Genomic DNA, 18203 nt, shown 5'->3' with positions numbered 1-18203 from the left:
GCAGATAATTATGCCAGGGCTGCTGTTTTACTTAATACTTCCGCCATTGTTTTACCAATGTTGGCAGGGCTTTCCACAACGTGAACCCCACATTCCGCCATGATCTTCATTTTCGCGGCAGCGGTATCTTCAGCGCCGCCAATGATAGCTCCGGCGTGACCCATACGGCGTCCCGGAGGCGCAGTCTGACCAGCAATGAAACCAACTACAGGCTTGGTGCCATTTTCCTTGATCCATTTGGCTGCATCAGCTTCCATGCTACCGCCAATTTCACCGATCATGATGATGCCTTCAGTTTCAGGATCGTTCATCAGCAGTTCCACAGCGTCTTTGGTAGGTGTACCGATAATAGGATCTCCACCAATACCGATAGCGGTAGAAACGCCTAAACCGGCTTTCGCCACCTGGTCGGCAGCTTCATAAGTTAAAGTTCCGGATTTGGAAACAATACCGATCTTACCCTTTTTGAAGATAAAGCCAGGCATGATACCTACTTTAGCTTCATCTGCAGTGATAACACCAGGGCAGTTTGGTCCGATGAGGCGGGTAGTTGTACCCTGCAGGAAATTCTTTGCCTTGATCATATCCTGTACAGGAATACCTTCTGTGATACATACTACCAGGGCAATACCCGCTTCGGTAGCTTCCATGATTGCGTCGGCTGCAAATGCAGGAGGTACAAAAATGATAGAAACATCTGCACCGGTTGCCTTTACCGCATCGGCTACTGTGTTGAATACCGGGCGCTCCAGGTGTGTAGTGCCGCCTTTACCAGGTGTAACACCACCCACTACCTGGGTACCGTATTCAATCATCTGTGTAGCGTGGAAAGTACCTTCTGTACCGGTAAATCCCTGAACAATCACTTTGCTATCCTTATTAACTAAAACACTCATCGCGCTTGTTTTATTGGTTTAATATTATATGTCTGATTCTTCTGGACGGCAAAAATAAGCCGATTTCCCTAATTCTGCAATTTAGTGCCTTTAAGATAAAGCTACCAATTGGTTGGGAAAATAATTGGCGGTAAATAAGGAGTACTCAGGCAGCTGGCAGTGCCGGCCAATACAAATCCGTATATTATATATTATCTTTTTTGCTGATAATCAAATATCTGTTACTTTTCTCCCTGCTCTTTTTTCAATTGCTCCCGCCACTTACCATCCTTAAATAATTCCAGCTGACGCATTTCCTTTGCTTCCCGCAGGAACTCGGAGGCAAAAATGAAGTCGTTTAATTTCTGGTCCTTGCTGAATACAATATCCTTATTGCTTCCCTCCCATTGCTTCTGGCCCTGGTACATATACACGATATGATCACCGCTTTCCATTACAGTGTTCATGTCATGGGTATTAATAACGGTAGTGATATTGTATTCCTGTGTAAGCTCCGTAATGAGCTTATCGATCAGCAGTGAGGTTTGCGGGTCCAGCCCGGAGTTGGGCTCATCACAAAAAAGGTATTTCGGGTTGAGCACAATGGCACGGGCAATCCCTACCCTTTTCTTCATTCCTCCACTGATCTCGGCAGGGAATTTTTTTGCGGCTTCTTTTAACTGTACTCTTTCGAGACATTCCGCTACCCTGGCCTTTTTCTCTTTCAGTGTACCTTTACCGAACATTTCCAGGGGAAACATTACATTCTGCTCAACGGTCATACTGTCGAACAGCGCGGAGCCCTGGAACAACATGCCTATTTCCTGGCGTATTACCTTTTTCTCTTTTTCATCCATGGCAGTAAAGTCCTGCTTATCATACAGTACTTTTCCTGCGTCTACGCCCATCAGTCCAACAATGCATTTCATCATCACGGTTTTACCGCTACCGCTGGAGCCGATAATGAGATTTACCTTGCCGGGTTCCATTATTGTTGATACGCCCTTCAGTATTTCCTTATCCCCAAAGCTCTTTCTTATGTCTTGCAGTTCAATCATGATTACAGTAATATGGCCGTTAATGCGTAGTCCATGAATAATATCAGCACGCAGCTTACCACTACGGCAGTAGTGCTGGCTTTACCTATTTCCAGTGCGCCGCCGGTAACATTATAGCCGTAGTAAGCAGATACGCTGGCAATAATAAACCCGAAAGTATAGGATTTGGCCATCGCAAAAAATACGTTGTATGCCTTGAATTCCTGCCGGAGCCCCTGCATAAACTGCTCGGAGGAGATAATGCCGGACAACACGCCCGCTTCCTTTCCTCCCCATATGCCAAGGAAGCCTGCAATAGCCACCAGTACCGGTATCATCAGTACGGCTGCCAGGATTTTAGGCAAAATCAGGTATCCCTTGGTGTTGATACCCATGATTTCCAGGGCGTCAATCTGTTCGGATATCCGCATGTTACCCAGTTCCGAGGCTATTTTTGACCCGATCACACCCGCCAGTACAATACAGGTAAGCGTTGGCGCAAATTCCAGGATAATAGTGTCTCTTACCACCTGTGCGATGGTGCTCTTTGGAATAATAGGGCTTACCAGCTGATAGGCGGTTTGCAGGGTAGTTACACCTCCCATGAACAGGGAAATAATAAATACTATCCCGAACGACCCTACGCCGATATCCACACATTGCTGCATAAATTGCTTCCAGTACATCTTCATGTTTTCCGGGCGGGAAAACATGCCTTTAAGCATGAGCAGGAAATTTCCGAAATGATAGAAGAATTTGAACTCCATAACTGATCAAAGATAGGAAGGATTTTTTCAATCATATCCTAATTTAAGATTTAATACAGGGCCTAACGTAAACTACTCACCAGCAAACGCTTCAAACTGCGCTCAATAATCTCCCCCATCGTTTTACAGCGGGAAAATACGGGATCATGATAATATTCTGCCAGCTCATCTCCCAGCTGCTGGATCTTCTCAGGAAAAGAAACCCGGTCGGTCATGATCACATCCCGCAGGTCCTTGATGCGGTGCCGCTGCACTTTAATACGGCGGGCAATTACGGCACGCTCCTCCTGCTGGTACTGTTTCACCACTTCTGCATTGAGGTGCTTGATGGCCAGTTCCACAAATATGCGGTTCTCTTTAAAATATTGGGGCATATATAAGGTACGCCGGCCCTCATAAAACTGCTGGTCAAAATCAATGGCACGGATACGGAACTGCACATCGTCAAAATCCGGGGTAATATCAAAAATGAAATTATAGGAACGCATATCACCCAGCAACCGCACAAAGCAACGCTCGTTGAATTTTACAAACTCTTTGGCTATACGTTTAGGGTTAAACTCTGGCCTGTTCAGGTAATGCAGGATAAACTGGTCGCCGGGCACCCCTGCAATATGCTCTTCCACAAGGGTGTTGCCATCTATCAGGAAATTCATCCAGTAGGGAGACAGGATATGTTCCAGTTCCAGGCCATAAATACGGGAGGCATCGGCAATTTTGATATAAAAATAGTCGTACACCTCGTTGTAATTATTTACAATTTTGATCCGGAAAGGATGTGAATTCCCAAAAGTACAATAATCGATACGCTCAATATGCAGATGCTCTTCGGCTGTCTGATCACCACCGGCTTTCAGGATGGAATATACCCGTTTCAGCCCTGCATGGATGGGGCCTACCATACTTTGCGGATAAAAAACGGTTTCCCACAACGTATCTTTTCCTTCCTTATCGTACACTGCTATGGCCTGGTCGTAATACCGCAGCTCCTCGTAAGATATAGGCAGCTTCACTTCCCGTTCATATAACTTAAGATACCTGCGGAAAGCGGAATTGATCGGAAAAAATATCTTCTTTCGGGAAATAGTTTGCATGGAATAAATATAGCGAATTTTGTCTGACTCAGGATTAAACGCGAAGGTTGTCTGACTCAGGATTAAACTGATTACGCTGATTACGCTGATTTGATCTTTGAGGATTTTTGAATGATTTAAATGATTTGGGGAGATAGAAGCAGATTCGCTTCTATCTCCCCAAATCATTTAAAATCAAAAAGATCAAATCAGCGTAATCAGCGTAATCAGCGTAATCAGTTTAATCCTGAGTCAGACAAAATTCGCATCGCCGAAGGCGATTATTTCTTCTTTTTCTTGTCTTTGTCCTTGCTGTCTTTTGCTTCGCGGCAGCATTTTTCCTGGGCGTCTACCACGGCAATGTTCACCATGTTCACAATTTGTCTTACAGTGCTTCCCAGCTGGAGGATGTGCACCGGCTTTTTCATTCCCAGCAGAATGGGGCCAATGGCATCAAACCCGGCTACTTCCTGCAACAGGTTATAAGCAATATTACCTGCAGCCAGGTTAGGGAAGATGAGTGTATTTACTTCTTCTTCCAGTAATTCCGTAAACGGATAATTATCTTTCAGGATTTCTTTATTGAAAGCCATTGCTGCCTGGATCTCTCCATCTACAATGAGGGATGGGTCGCGTTGCTTCACAATTTCACGGGCCTTGCTCATGGTCTGTGCTTCCGGCGTCTGGCTGCTGCCAAAGTTGGAGTAGGAAAGCATGGCAATGCGCGGTGTCAGGTTAAAATGCTTTACTTCCTTTGCCACCATCATGGTAATGTCCGCAATTTCCTCCGCAGTGGGGTTAAAGTTGACGGTAGTATCTGCAAGGAATAAAGGTCCGCGTTTAGTTTGAATGATATACATACCGGCTACACGCTTTGCACCATCTTCCATACCTATTACCTGCAGCGCCGGACGAATGGTATCAGGATATTTGCGTGTTAACCCGGAAATCAGTGCATCTGCTTCTCCTGTTTCCACCATCATACAGCCGAAATAGTTACGTTCCCGCATAATTTTACGCGCTTCATAAAGGTTCAATCCTTTACGCTGGCGTTTCTTGAAGAACAGGTCGCCAAAGCGGTGACGCATTTCCTTCATGTCTTCACTCTTCGGATCTATGATCACCACGTTATCAATTTCGATGGCATTTTCCAGCATCAGCTCACGGATACGGTTTTCGTTACCCAGCAGGATCGGGTAGGCGATGCCCTCATCGTTCACTACCTGTGCAGCTTTCAACACTTTCAGGTTATCTGCTTCCGCAAATACCACCTTCCTCGGATCACGACGGGCTTTGGTACCGATGATCCTGAAGAGCTGGTTATCCAGTCCCAGACGGTGATTCAGCTCATTCCTGTATGCTTCCCAATCGGTGATGGGCTTATGCGCCACGCCGCTTTCCATGGCAGCTTTGGCTACCGCAGGGGCTACCGTGCTAAGCAAGCGGGGATCCAGGGGTTTGGGAATGATATATTTAGGTCCGAAAAAAAGATTTCTTTCATTATAGGCAAGGTTCACGATGTCCGGTACCGGCGATTTTGCCATATCGGCCAGCGCCCGCACTGCAGCCAGTTTCATGGCCTCGTTGATCTGCGTAGCCCTCACGTCGAGCGCACCGCGGAAAATGTAAGGGAAACCCAGTACATTGTTTACCTGGTTGGGATAGTCGGAACGGCCGGTAGCCATAATAATATCCGGGCGTGCGGAAATAGCCGTTTCATAAGCGATTTCCGGGTCTGGGTTCGCCATCGCGAACACGATGGGGTTTTTCGCCATACTCTTGATCATTTCCGCCGTTACCACGTTTCCTACAGACAGTCCGAGGAACACATCCGCACCTTTCAGGGCTTCTGCCAGTGATTTAATTTTAGTATTGGTGGTGAATTGTTTATGTCTTTCTGAAAGACCCTGGCGGTCTTTGTTCAACACCCCGTCTTTATCAAACATGATAAAGTTTTCCGGTTTGGCGCCCAGCGCTACGTATAGCTTTACACAAGCCATGGCGGCGGCTCCTGCGCCATTCACCACTATCTTTACTTTCTCTATTTTCTTCTTTACCAGTTCCAGTGCATTCAGCAACGCTGCGGAAGAAATGATGGCCGTACCATGCTGATCATCATGCATGATCGGGATTTTCAGTTCTTTCCTGAGCCTGTCTTCAATTTCAAAACACTCAGGGCTTTTGATGTCTTCCAGGTTAATGCCTCCGAAAGTAGGCTCCAATGCTTTTACAGCAGCTACAAAGGTATCGGGGTCCTTCGCATCCAATTCTATATCAAATACGTCAATATCAGCAAATATTTTGAACAACACCGCTTTTCCTTCCATCACCGGTTTACCGGCCTCAGGGCCTATATCTCCTAATCCCAATACAGCGGTACCATTGCTAATAACGCCCACCAGGTTGCCTTTTGCGGTATATTTGTAAACGTTTTCTACATCATTGAAAATTTCTTTACACGGTTCTGCTACTCCAGGTGAGTAAGCAAGGGAGAGATCCCATTGTGATTTTGTGTCTTTCGTAGGTATGACTTCTATTTTGCCCGGCCTGCCCTTTGCATGATAATCCAACGCATCCTGCTTATTCAGTTTCTTTGCCATATAAATATAAGATTGTTATTGGGCGTGCAATATACGAAGTATTGGATTAAGGCCATCCACCCAAATAGTGGGATATCCCTTCATTATTAAGCATGCTAACCATTAAAATTACTTACTTTTACAGTGTTAAACATTCGTAAATATCATGATACAACGCATCCAGAGTCTCTATCTGCTATTGGCTGCCGCCGCAGGCGCTGCTGCTCTGTCTTTCGATCTGTGGAGAGCCACCCTTTCCAATGGTGTAAAACAATCTGTAAACGCCTCCAGCAACTATCTCCTGTTTGTACTGTACGTCGTTATCATCCTGCTGGCCCTGGTCACTATCTTCCTTTTTAAGAAACGTAAGCTACAGTTCAGGCTTACAATATTTAACATTCTTTTTAGCTTCGGGGCGCTGGGCTGGCAATATTACGTGGTACAGCAAACGGCGAATAAACTGAACAGCGGCGGTGTTTCCATTACCACGGCCTCTTATTTGCCGGCAGCTGTTTTACCTGTTGTTATCATTATACTCCTGTTCCTTGCCGCAAGAGGAATCTATAAAGATGAGAAACTGATCAAATCCCTCGACAGGCTGCGATAAAGCAGGAAAACCAACGGTATTAAAAAAGCCATTGCCTGCTGCAAATGCAACAGGCAATGGCTTTTAAGTTTTATTACTTATTTAAGGAATTTCCCTGTATAACTTTCTTTGACTTTTTTTAACCCCTCCGGCACCCCGGCATACAGCAGGTTACCGCCGCCAGCACCACCTTCAGGTCCAAGATCAATTACCCAGTCGGCACTCCTGATCACGTCCAGGTTATGTTCAATCACCAGCACTGTATGCCCCTGGTCAATAAGGGCATTAAATGAATCCAGCAACTTCCTGATATCATGAAAATGCAGGCCTGTTGTGGGCTCATCAAAAATAAACAGGATATGTCCCTGTGCTTTACCCTTGCCCAGGAAGGAAGCCAGCTTTACCCGCTGTGCCTCGCCACCGCTCAGCGTATCGCTGCTTTGGCCCAGTTTCACATAGCCTAATCCCACACTGCTCAACGGCCGTATCTTGTTGCACACATCTTTTTCATCTTTAAAAAAGTCCAGTGCTTCATCTACGCCCATTTCCAGTACTTCATAAATGTTTTTCCCTTTATAGGTTACTTCCAGTACTTCGTCTTTAAAGCGTTTGCCTCCGCAGCTTTCGCAGGTAAGATGCACATCGGCCAGGAACTGCATTTCCACGATCACTTCCCCTTCCCCTTTACATGCATCGCAGCGGCCACCATCAACATTAAAGGAAAAATGCTTTGGCTGGAAACCGCGCATCTTACTCAGTTGTTGCCGGGCATAAAGATCCCGGATCTCGTCGTAAGCCTTGATATAGGTAACCGGGTTGGAGCGCGATGATTTACCGATCGGGTTCTGGTCAATCATCTCCACCTGTGTAATGTCGTCCAGCGCGCCTTTGAGTGCTTTGTGATTTCCTACCCTTTCAGCAAACTCACCTTTCAGTTTCATCAGTGCCGGATACAGGATTTGCTTTACCAATGTGGTTTTACCGGATCCGCTCACGCCACTGATCACAGTTAGTACCTGCAATGGAAAATCAACGGTAATATCTTTCAGGTTATGCTGACGGGCGCCTTCAACAGTAATAGCTTTTTTCCATTTACGGATTTTGGCCGGCGGGTCAATGGTGTACTGGCCGCTGAGGTATTTTCCCGTAAGACTTTTACTGTCTTTTAAGATCTGCGGATAGGTACCTTCAAAAATCACTTCTCCTCCCAGGTGGCTGGCCAGTGGCCCCATATCGATGATATAATCGGCTTCTTCCATCATCTGCTCATCATGTTCCACTACTACTACCGTATTGCCAAGATCGCGCAGTTCTTTCAGCACCGAAATCAAACGGTGGGTATCCCGTGCATGCAAACCAATACTTGGCTCATCAAGAATATACATGGAATTGGTGAGGTTACTTCCCAGGGTGCGGGTGAGCTGAATACGCTGGCTTTCGCCACCACTGAGGGTATTGGCCACACGGTTCAGGGTAAGGTATCCTAACCCCACATCCAGCAATGTTTTGATCCGGTGGTTGATCTCAATGAGGATACGTTTCCCGATCTGTTGTTCAAACTCATTCAGCTGCAGGCCGTCAAACCATTGTTTCAGGTCTGATACCGGCATATCTACCAGCTCCGCGATATTGCGTCCGCCAACTTTTATATAGAGCGCTTCCTTGCGTAAACGTCCGCCTCCACAATCAGGGCATACGGTACGTCCGCGGTAGCGGGCCTGTAATACACGGTATTGCACCTTGTACAGGTTTTGCTCCACCATTTTAAAGAATTCGTTCAGCCCGTAGAAGTGCTCGTTGCCTGTCCAGAGCAGTTTTACCTGTTCATCGGTAAGCTCCGCAATGGGTTTATGAACGGGGAAGCCAAATTTACGGGCAGTTTTAATGAGCGCTTCTTTGTATTCGCCCATTTTTTCCCCCCGCCATGGAGCCACCGCACCTTCAAAAACGCTCAACCGTTTATCGGGGATCACCAGGTCGGCATCAATTCCCAGCACCTGCCCGAAACCTTCACAGGTAGGGCATGCGCCATATGGGTTATTGAATGAGAACAGGTTGGGGACCGGCTCTTCAAACTGGATCCCATCCAGCTCGAAACGGTTGGCGAAATGCTGGATATCCTTACCATCGGTTTCCACATAGCAATCGCCTTCACTTTCGTAAAACGCGGTTTGTACGCTATCGGCTATACGATGTTTATCATCTTCCTCAAAATCCTTTGCTACCAGGCGGTCAATGAGCACCCATGCGTTATCGGGAACAGCTATTTTCTTCTGTTCCAGCAATTCCTCTATACGTAACAAGCCGGTGCCCTCGCTACCGGGAACGTATAAACGGGAAAAACCTTTCTGTACCAGGATGTTCAGCTCTTCCTTCACGTCTCTTTTCGCATGCCTGCGGAAAGGCGCGAGCAGTAACACTTTAGTGCCATTTTTCAGGTTTATGATGTAATCCACCACATCGCTTACTTCGTGCTTTTTTACCAGTTTTCCGGAGATGGGGGAATAGGTTTTACCTATTCTTCCATACAATAACCGCAGATAGTCGTAGATCTCCGTCATCGATCCCACGGTAGACCGGGGCGTGCGGGTGATCACTTTCTGCTCAATCGCAATAGCGGGACAAATCCCCTTGATGTAATCCACATCGGGTTTGTTCATCCGCATAAGGAACTGCCGGGCATAAGAGCTTAAGCTTTCCGCGTACCTGCGCTGTCCTTCCGCATACAGGGTATCCATGGTAAGGGAGGATTTACCCGAACCGGACACACCAGTAACAACTACCAGCTTGCTGCGGGGAATGGAGACGCTTACATTCTTAAGATTATGTACCCTGGCTCCTTTTATGAAAATCTGGTCCTGTGGGCTAACTTCCTGAGGATCAATTATACTTGTTTGTTTCTTTACTTTTGTTGCCATGACAGAACAAATTTAAGGGAAAAGATGTTAGCTCCGCGGGTCACTTTTTACAGATGTCCAGGATACGCTAAAAGCTAATACCTATGCGCGGAAAGCTATTTTTTATTATTTGTTTTATTGAACTAATCTTTTATATTTGCATAGGACCAGATCTATCTCGCTGGATTTTCCAAAAATCATCTTTAACTAAAACTGTTCAATATCGCCTAAACTCTACTTAATTAAAACAACCGAACTGGCTGTAAAATCTGTATTTATTTACTAACCCGCCTAGTTGTAGAAGTTTATGCAAGTAATGTACAAATTGTGCGATGAGCAGTTGATTACCCTCTTTAAAAAGGGGCATTCTTCCGCATTAGAAGAGTTGGTTCACCGTCATAAAGATAAGGTGTTCACTTCTATTCTGTTACTGGTAAAGGATTCCTTCCTCGCGGAAGATATTTTCCAGGACACCTTCATTAAAATTATTGATACCATCAGGGCTGAGCGTTATACTGAAAAGGGAAAGTTTTTACCCTGGGCCATGCGTATTGCGCATAACCTTTGTGTAGATCATTTCCGCAAGATCAAGCGGACACCGATGATCAGGACAGGGGACGATAAGGATATTTTCGATGTGTTGGGCTTCAGCGACAGTTGTGCAGAAGAGAAGCTCATTACCCGCCAGAGCCACGATCGCGTTCGCAGGATGCTGGATATGCTGCCGGAAGAACAACGGGAAGTAATTATCCTGCGCCACTATGCAGAGTTAAGTTTTAAAGAAATTGCAGATCTCACGCAAGTGAGTATCAATACCGCACTGGGTCGGATGCGTTATGGTCTGATCAATCTCCGTAAAATGATGACGGAGAAACAAATCTGTCTATGAGGAACCCTTTTTTTTGCTTGCCAGCAACGAGCGGCCGGATGTAATGTCCGACCGCTCGCTATTTTAGGGGGTGCGAAGTTTGTTGGACTCAGGATTAAACTGATTACGCTGATTTTATTTTTTTGGGGTATAAATGATTTTAAAGCGGTATTGCCCGGTTAAGGCAAGAATGGGAGTATAGATGCTTCCCGGATACTTCTCAGATGCTTAGGAGTCGTCTATGTGTTGCACTCCCCAATATAGTCCTAATGCTCTCCTCATACACCCTAATACACTCCTGATGCACTTCCAATGCTTTGAGGCGTAAAAGCGCTTAATAAATCCTGAAAATAGTTTTGCAAAAACCGGCAAAACCGGCGGATTGGCTTTGCTACTCATTGCCCGGATGGTAATTTAGCGGTAGATTACCAGACAACAATGATTTAAAAGGATTTAAGGAGATATAAGCGGTTCACGTAAATCTCCCCAAATCCTTTTAAATCCAAAGTAATCAAATCAGCGTAATCAGTTTAATCCTGAGTCAGACAACATCCGCGTAATCGCCGAAGGCGATCTGCTCAGATCCGCTCAAACACCATGGCAGCGCCCTGCCCTACGCCCACGCACATGGTGGCTAGGCCATATCTTGCACCTTCCCTCCGTTTCATTTCGTGGAGCAGTGTGGCAGTTATGCGTGCACCGCTGCAACCCAGCGGGTGACCAATGGCAATAGCGCCTCCGTTTACATTTACGATATCGGGGTTTAATGCCAGGTCGCGCATACAGGCGAGCGACTGTGCAGCAAAGGCTTCATTAAGCTCAGCCAGGTGCAGCTGGTCTGCCGTTATGCCGGCACGCTGCAAAGCCTTCCTGGAGGCCGGTACCGGGCCTATCCCCATAATGGAGGGATCCACTCCCGCTACCGCCATGCTTTTTATTTGCGCCAGCGGCTGAAGATTAAACTGCTTCAGCGCTTTCTCAGATACAATTAATACGGCCGCCGCACCATCATTAATACCGGAAGAATTGCCCGCTGTAACGGAGCCGCCTTTTGCAAAAGCCGGACGCAAGCCGGAAAGCTTTTCCAGCGTGGTATCACGGGGATGCTCATCTTTTGAAAAAATAACCTGCTCCTCTTTATTAGGTGTGATGGGTACCGGGATAATTTCATCCTGCCATTTACCCGCTTCCAGCGCCTGCCTGTAAAGGGTTTGGCTCCGTAGCGCAAAAAGGTCCTGTTCTTCCCTGCCTATCTTCCATTGATTCGCCACATTTTCTGCAGTTTCACCCATGGAAAAAGGATAATACATGTCTGCCAGTTTTTTATTGGTAAAACGCCAGCCGATAGTAGAATCATACATCTCTGTTTTACGGCTGAAGGCCCCGTCGGATTTGCTCATCACAAAAGGCGCCCGGGTCATGCTTTCCACGCCGCCGGCCAGGTACACATCCCCTTCCCCGCACATAATGGCGCGTGCAGCATCCATAATTGCCTGCATACCGGAAGCGCATAAACGATTTACGGTATTACCTGCCACCGTTACCGGCAATCCCGCCAGCAAGGCCGCCATACGCGCCACATTCCGGTTGTCTTCACCAGCCTGGTTGGCAGCGCCGGCAATCACATCTTCTATTACAGCAGGATCAAGGGAAGGATTTCTTTCCATCAGCGCTTTGAGCAGCAGCGCCAGCAGGTCATCCGGGCGTACCATACTTAATGCGCCTCCATAGCGGCCTATGGGCGTACGCACCGCATCTACAATATATGCAACTTGCATGTGGTTGTTTTGGTTTATATGCAAATAAAACACATCCCGCTAACTCAACCAATAAAACTACCAGGGCGCCGCTATTGATAGCGGCTGGCCTAAGATGGGGAATTTTCATCCTGGTTACGCGAAAATTTACAAAAACCGCCAGATATAACCCTATTTCCGCCTTTCAGTAATTGTCGCTTGCCGGCTCCGGTTAGCGGAACTAGTTTTGCCGCTGTCATTAATTTTATCAAAAAATAACCCCAAAAATGAAACACCTTAGAAGCCTGGTGTGGCTGGCAACCTGTTTGCTCGGCATCACACCTGTAATTGTGAAAGCTCAGCAACCCGCAGGAGAAAATGAAGCAAATCTTTCCGAACTTCTGTACAGACCCATTAAGCCCACAGCCAAAATAATGGAAGGCCCCGAACCTTCCCGGCAGGTAGCCATTCCCCGTAGCGTCGTAAATGTAAGAAACCTCCGGGCCGCTCCTAAATGGAACATGGCGGCAGACAACAATACACGGCAAATCAATATCGATAACCTGCAGCTGCTGCCGGATAAAGTGATTACCTTTAAAAAAGTCAATGCCCCGGCGTATTGTACGCCCCCCACTGTAACCATCGGCTGCTGCAGTTATTCCATTAAAGACGAAGTAGCCGGCAAAAATCTCCTGTACGCCTCTCCGGCAGCGGTGTTCAGCAATGAAAACGATGCCCGCACCTTTGCACAGAGCCTGTCGCCCAAAGTACCGTTCTTCCTTCCGTATACCAACAGCAAGGTATACCCGGCCGGCGCCTGGAAATATGATAATGGCAGTGGTCACGGCTCGATCGACTTCCTTAAAACCAGCGATGCCTACGGCCCCGGCATAGATCCTACTTTTGGCGTGTATGCCTCTGCGGCCGGGAAAGTGGTTACCGCGATGTGGGACCCGTTCTTTGGGAATGTGGTGATCATAGAGCATAAAGCGGCAGATGGCACCTCTTACCGAACCGGTTACTTCCATCTGCGGGGAGGGTTTGATCATGATGTGGCCAATGCGAAAGCCATCAATGTAAAAGACCCCAATGATAAAGATGCCCGTGATACCAAGTATAAAAAATTCGCTAATCTTCCCAACCCCTCACAATTATTATGGGGTACCAATGCACAAAAGCTGAAAGTAAAGGCGGGAGATAATGTATATGCAGGTCAGCAAATTGCCTGGGCCGGCAACACTGGCTTTGGAGGTGCCGGATGGGGACTTAACCAGGATGGTACTCCCACCAATCCCAATACTGCCAATAACCACCTTCACTTCATGCTTTGGATAAAAAGCCCTGGTACCGGGGCCGACTGGATGGAAGTAGACCCCTATGGAGTGTATGCCACCTCAGAAAGCAGCAATAGCTCATGTTATGAAATTGGCGCCAATGGCGGGTTTAACAGGTTCTTTGCGCCATTCTATCCTTCCTTTCATAATGTACCGGTGCAATATATCACCCAATACTGGGGCTACTACACCGGTATGGGCATGGCCCTGCAAACACTGAGCGTACATAAATCAGGCAACCAGTACCTGGCTTCCGGCTCTTTCCAGCAGGGACTACCCGGCGCCTGGTACTGCCGCATTAACATGAACAGTACTCAATACCAGCAGTATTTCGACGAATACTACGGAAAAGGATATATTCCCCGGCAGATCTCCGTTACCAGCGATAATGCAGGTAATCCCCTGTTCACGGCTATCTGGCAGAAAAGAGGCAATGAAAGCTTTGCCGCCGTACACAATGCAACCGATGAGGTATATGCCGCCAAATGGAAAACCTTCGTGGAACAACAAAAAATGCGCGTAACCGAGCACGTAGTGTATTATGTGGGTGGAAAACGCTATCACGCCGGGGTATTCAGCAGCAGTAACCCCGGAGGATTTTATATGTATTATGGCATGAATGCTAACGACTTTGTGAAGAAGTTTGATGAACTGAACAAAGCCGGGCTCATGACCGTAAATGTAAATATCGAGGAGAATGGAAGCCAGAATAATGTGGGCGGGCTCTGGTGGCCCAAGAATAAGGCATATTATTCTTATATGAATATGTCTCCGGCCGACTACCAGTCTAAATTTACCGATCTCAACGCCCAGGGATACAGGCTGTTCAGGGTACAGGGATATGATAATTCCTCCCATTTTGCCGCCATCTGGATGAAGTAAACCGAATATACTCAGAAAAGCGGGTGCCACAGCTGGAAACGGCTGTGGCACTTGTTTTTAAGGTCATTCTGTCAGTACGCCAATATTACGTATCTTTGCAGTTACTTTCCGACTGCCGTAAGGCAGCCAGTGGCTCAAATAATGATAATGAAGTCTGACAATAAAAACATCCGGCACTTAAGTTTACCGGCTTTACAGGAATATTTCGGATCTATAGGCGAAAAGCCTTTCCGTGCAAAACAGGTATACGAATGGCTCTGGCTGCGGCATGCCGATAGCTTTGAGGCAATGACCAACCTCTCCAAAGAATTAAGACAAAAATTAACGGAGCATTTTACCCTTCCGGCTGTTAAGATAGATGCCGTGCAACAAAGCAATGACGGCACCATCAAGAGCCGTTTCCGCTTACATGATAATCACCTGGTGGAAGGTGTGCTGATCCCTACAGACACCCGGCAAACTGCCTGTGTGTCATCGCAGGTGGGCTGCAGCCTGAGCTGTAAGTTCTGCGCTACCGGCTATATGGACCGTAAGCGTAACCTCGATTACGATGAAATTTATGATGAAGTGGCCCTTATTAATAAACAGGCCCTGGAATCGTCCGGTAAAAAACTGAGCAACATCGTATTCATGGGCATGGGCGAGCCCCTGCTTAATTACAGGAACGTGCTGCAGGCAATTGAGCGCATCACTTCTCCCGATGGACTGGGTATGTCGCCAAAACGTATTACCGTTTCCACTGCCGGCGTAGCCAAAATGATCCGGCAGCTGGGCGATGATAAAGTGCGTTTTAACCTGGCATTGTCTTTACACGCCGCCAATGATAAAAAACGTAGTGAGATCATGCCTATCAACGATTCCAACAGCCTGAAGGAACTGATAGACGCATTGAACTACTTCTATAAGGCTACTGAAAATGAAATCTCTTTCGAATATATCCTCTTCAAAGATTTTAACGACTCAAAACAGGATGCTGATGAGCTGATTAAAATATACAGGCAGGTGCCTGCCGACCTGGTAAATATTATCGAATATAACCCGATCGATATGGCCAGGTTCCAGAAGCCGGATGCCCAGACTGCTGAAGAATTCATGGAATATCTTGCAAAAAACCGTGTGAATGCAAGATTACGCCGCAGTCGTGGTAAAGATATTGACGCTGCATGCGGGCAACTGGCCAATAAAGGCTGATACAATAATATTCCTATTGATCATCTGGGTATGATCATCAATCAATAATAATTTATGAAGAAAAAACAACCTGCTAAAAAAGGGTTTGGTCCATCAAGGGATAACAAATTTGGTAACAGCGACAAACCAGCAGGCAACCGCAACCGCTCTTCTGCTGATGGCGAAAGGCCAGGAAGAGCATCTGCAAAAGATAATCGCGGCGCTGATAGTTCCTCCTCCCGTAAACCCCGCTTTGACAGTGGAAATACCGGCGATGAAAAACCTTCTTTCCGCAAACGCACTTTCGACAGCAATGGCAGACCAGCCCGTAAAAAAGGCCCTGCTACCGATAGCCTGGGAAATGACAGGCCCCAGCGCGGCAAACGAAGCAACAGCGAAGATAAGCCGGCATTCAAACGCAGCTTCGGTGAAAAGAATGAAGAGAAACGCTCTTTCGGCAGAAGCGATGATAAACGTTCCTTTGGCCGCGACGAAAAACCTGGTTTCCGTAAACGTTTTGATAAAGACGAAAAACCTTACAAACGCAACAGCGATAACGATTTCAAAGACGGAAAAAATAAACCGGACAGCGAACGCGCTTTCAGCGCTTTCAGAAAAGATAACGAACGCCCGGAACGCACACGCAGCTTCGATAAAGAAGATAACGGTGAAAGGCCTCCGCGCAAACGTACCTACAACGCAGGAACCACCAGGAAAAGCGACGACAGCGCCTTTCATTTCCATGGAGAAAAGAAAAAAGGCGGCAAAGAAACACCCAGCGGTTTTAACCGTAAAAAATTCTTTGACAAAACCAATGAGCGCTTCGCTGATAAACAGGACAGGAAAAAAAGCATAAAAGTAAGAAGCACTAACGATAACGAACATACGAACGAACACAAGGAAAGTATATTCGGACCGGGGGAAATGCCGCTGAATAAATATGTGGCGCACTGCGGTCTTTGCTCCCGCAGGAAAGCGGTAGACCTGATCAAGGAAGGCAAAGTAACCGTAAACGGGAAAGTAGTGCTTGAACCTGCCACCAAAGTAACTGCCGCCGATGTGGTAACTATGCAGGATAAAAAGATCACTCCTACCAAAAACCTGGTATACATACTCCTGAATAAGCCAAAAGGCTACATCACCACCACCGATGACCCCGAAGGCCGCAAAACCGTAATGGACCTGATCCAGGACGCAGCTGAAAATGAAAGGGTATATCCTGTAGGACGCCTCGACCGTAATACTTCCGGGTTACTGCTCCTCACCAACGATGGCGAACTGGCGCAGCGCCTGGCGCATCCTAAAAACAATATCAAAAAGATCTACCAGGTAGAACTGGATAAACCGCTTACCAAAACCGATTTTGATAAGATCGTTGCCGGCGTAACCCTGGAAGATGGCGTAGCCTTTGTAGACGCATTAGGCTACGTGGATCCGAAAGATAAAAAGCAGGTAGGCATCGAAATCCACAGTGGTAAGAACCGTATTGTGCGCCGCATTTTTGAGCACCTGGAATATACGGTGGAAAAACTGGACCGTGTAATGTATGCGGGGCTTACCAAAAAAACACTGAACCGTGGCCAATGGCGCTTCCTCAGTGAGAAAGAAGTAATCCTGCTGAAACACTTTAAAAAATAACCGCCGAATTACGGGATGCGATTAACAGAACATATTATACTGGAAACGCCTGATTTTGTTGTGGTCAACAAGCCTTCAGGAATACTTACATTACCCGACCGTCATGATAACGAGCTTACTTCCCTCATAGCGGTTATGAAAAAAGCCTACGGGGAAATTTATACCGTGCACCGGCTCGACCGCGACACCAGCGGTATTATACTGTTTGCCCGTAACGAAGCGGCTCATAAATATTTCTCACAGCTTTTTGAAAGCAGGGATGTAAAGAAATTTTACCTGGGCCTCGTAAGCGGCCAACCGGTGCCTAAACAAGGTAACGTAAGCGAAGGTATTATGGAGCACCCTGTACAAAAAGGTAAGATGGTAACTAACCGCAAGGGAAAACCTTCTTCTACGGACTACGAAGTGCTGGAGGAATTCGGGCTTTACAGCCTGGTGAGAATGCAGATCCACACCGGCCGTACCCACCAGATCAGGGTGCATATGAAGTTCCTGGGTCATCCTATTGCAGTAGATGAATTTTATGGCAGCGCCCAACCTGTGATGTTATCCTCCATTAAGAAGAAATTCAAATTAGGTAAGCACACAGAAGAAGAAAGGCCCCTGCTAAGCCGGTTGGCCCTGCATGCCTCTATGCTGATCTTTAAGGATCCTAACGGCAAGGAATATACGATTGAAGCGCCTTTACCAAAAGATATGAGTGCGTTGCTGACACAGCTGCGAAAACATCGTGGCAAGCAGCCAGCCAATGAAGAATAAAA

The 18203-nt window shown here is 46.9% G+C and carries 13 protein-coding genes; 6 read left to right on the top strand and 7 right to left on the bottom strand.

Annotation, left to right across the window (positions count from 1 at the left end; translation table 11 throughout):
• Window positions 1–8: 8 nt before the first annotated feature.
• From sucD to FN124_RS31880, 5 genes are all read right to left on the bottom strand, one after another.
• Window positions 9–896 carry a succinate--CoA ligase subunit alpha gene (sucD, locus tag FN124_RS14940; RefSeq protein WP_142685629.1) on the bottom strand — a complete coding sequence of 296 codons (888 nt, stop codon included), beginning with the start codon at window positions 894–896 and terminating at the stop codon, window positions 9–11.
• Between the two features lie 221 nt (window positions 897–1117).
• Window positions 1118–1933, bottom strand: coding sequence for an ABC transporter ATP-binding protein (locus tag FN124_RS14935; RefSeq protein ID WP_142685628.1), 816 nt, complete (start codon window positions 1931–1933; stop codon window positions 1118–1120).
• Window positions 1934–1935: 2 nt separating this feature from the next.
• Window positions 1936–2679 carry an MlaE family ABC transporter permease gene (locus tag FN124_RS14930; RefSeq protein ID WP_142685627.1) on the bottom strand — a complete coding sequence of 248 codons (744 nt, stop codon included), beginning with the start codon at window positions 2677–2679 and terminating at the stop codon, window positions 1936–1938.
• Window positions 2680–2741: 62 nt separating this feature from the next.
• A complete protein-coding gene (locus FN124_RS14925; RefSeq protein WP_142685626.1) occupies window positions 2742–3773 on the bottom strand; it encodes a hypothetical protein in 1032 nt (343 codons plus the stop codon).
• Between the two features lie 260 nt (window positions 3774–4033).
• A complete protein-coding gene (locus FN124_RS31880; protein WP_142685625.1) occupies window positions 4034–6352 on the bottom strand; it encodes an NADP-dependent malic enzyme in 2319 nt (772 codons plus the stop codon).
• 145 nt (window positions 6353–6497) lie between these two features.
• On the opposite strand from FN124_RS31880, the gene FN124_RS14915 reads away from it, so the two are divergent.
• Window positions 6498–6938: a DUF4293 domain-containing protein gene (locus FN124_RS14915; protein WP_142685624.1), complete on the top strand. Its 441-nt coding sequence runs from the start codon at window positions 6498–6500 to the stop codon at window positions 6936–6938.
• A 77-nt stretch (window positions 6939–7015) separates the two neighbouring features.
• On the opposite strand, the gene uvrA is transcribed toward FN124_RS14915, so the two are convergent.
• The gene (gene uvrA, locus FN124_RS14910; protein WP_185937219.1) at window positions 7016–9835 is read right to left on the bottom strand and encodes an excinuclease ABC subunit UvrA; all 2820 of its coding nucleotides are present in this window, start codon (window positions 9833–9835) and stop codon (window positions 7016–7018) included.
• A gap of 286 nt (window positions 9836–10121) precedes the next feature.
• Here uvrA and FN124_RS14905 point away from each other — a divergent pair, with 286 nt between their 5' ends.
• A complete protein-coding gene (locus tag FN124_RS14905; protein ID WP_235015960.1) occupies window positions 10122–10703 on the top strand; it encodes an RNA polymerase sigma factor in 582 nt (193 codons plus the stop codon).
• Window positions 10704–11260: 557 nt separating this feature from the next.
• On the opposite strand, the gene FN124_RS14900 is transcribed toward FN124_RS14905, so the two are convergent.
• Window positions 11261–12460, bottom strand: a complete 1200-nt coding sequence (locus FN124_RS14900) for a thiolase family protein (protein WP_142685623.1) — start codon at window positions 12458–12460, stop codon at window positions 11261–11263.
• Between the two features lie 245 nt (window positions 12461–12705).
• Here FN124_RS14900 and FN124_RS14895 point away from each other — a divergent pair, with 245 nt between their 5' ends.
• From FN124_RS14895 to FN124_RS14880, 4 genes are all read left to right on the top strand, one after another.
• Entirely contained in the window at window positions 12706–14634 is a 1929-nt protein-coding gene (locus FN124_RS14895) for a peptidoglycan DD-metalloendopeptidase family protein (protein ID WP_142685622.1), read from the top strand.
• A 147-nt stretch (window positions 14635–14781) separates the two neighbouring features.
• The gene (gene rlmN, locus FN124_RS14890) at window positions 14782–15825 is read left to right on the top strand and encodes a dual-specificity RNA methyltransferase RlmN (protein ID WP_142685621.1); all 1044 of its coding nucleotides are present in this window, start codon (window positions 14782–14784) and stop codon (window positions 15823–15825) included.
• A gap of 54 nt (window positions 15826–15879) precedes the next feature.
• Complete coding sequence (locus FN124_RS14885; protein ID WP_142685620.1) at window positions 15880–17442, top strand: pseudouridine synthase; 1563 nt, start codon at window positions 15880–15882, stop codon at window positions 17440–17442.
• Window positions 17443–17457: 15 nt separating this feature from the next.
• A complete protein-coding gene (locus FN124_RS14880) occupies window positions 17458–18201 on the top strand; it encodes an RluA family pseudouridine synthase (RefSeq protein WP_142685619.1) in 744 nt (247 codons plus the stop codon).
• Window positions 18202–18203: the final 2 nt, after the last annotated feature.

The organism is Chitinophaga polysaccharea, assembly GCF_902150045.1.
Classification (GTDB): Bacteria; Bacteroidota; Bacteroidia; order Chitinophagales; family Chitinophagaceae; genus Chitinophaga; species Chitinophaga polysaccharea_A.
The sequence above is the reverse complement of the archived record's forward strand: the minus strand, read 5'-3'. Positions and strand labels throughout refer to the sequence as shown.